The organism is Alcanivorax sp. HI0083 (assembly GCF_001635175.1).
Window position 1 is genome coordinate 1 of the sequence record NZ_LWFX01001610.1, and the last position, 570, is coordinate 570.

The window sequence follows — 570 nt, forward strand, 5'->3', positions numbered from 1 at the left end:
GGGGGGGTATTTGCCATTGACCAGCCGGTAGGCGATTTGTCCGCGTAGCGTGGTACATGGCAAGGCATCGGTATTCGGTTCACTCAGCCCCATTGGCCGCCTCGCAGGCTGTCGAGCTGACGGTGCACCTCGTAAAGGCTGGCGACCCGGCCGCTGCCCATGATGCTCATGGGCGTGGCGCCATTAAAAAAGGCGTTATGGTTGGCCATGCGCACAAAGCCGTACACGTTCTCCTTGTTCCCGAACAGGGTCCGTAGCGCCTGATGGATATTCAGCAGGTAGCTGAGGCGCTCGAGCAGGTCCTGGCTTACCCGCGCGCTGTCTGGCTGGCTCTGGTATTTGTGCAAGGTGGAGCGGCCGACACCGAGTAGCGCCATTTTCTCCTTTTCGCTGCACTGCCAGTGCTCCAGTAGTTTCAATACCGCACGCAAGGCGGCATGGCGGGCGCCATCGTCCAGAGCTTGTGGGGTATAGGCTGTTGCGGGTTCCATGTTTTGCCTCCTGTTGATGACAATAATGGTCTATATTTTGGTTTTTGTCTATATTGAGACATTCGGAGCAAGAAAATGT

At 56.7% G+C, this 570-nt stretch carries 1 protein-coding gene; it reads right to left on the minus strand.

Annotated elements, in window-relative coordinates:
- Positions 1-83 precede the first annotated feature (83 nt).
- Complete coding sequence (locus A3754_RS23880; RefSeq protein WP_063521532.1) at positions 84-491, minus strand: antitoxin Xre-like helix-turn-helix domain-containing protein; 408 nt, start codon at positions 489-491, stop codon at positions 84-86.
- Positions 492-570 lie beyond the last annotated feature (79 nt).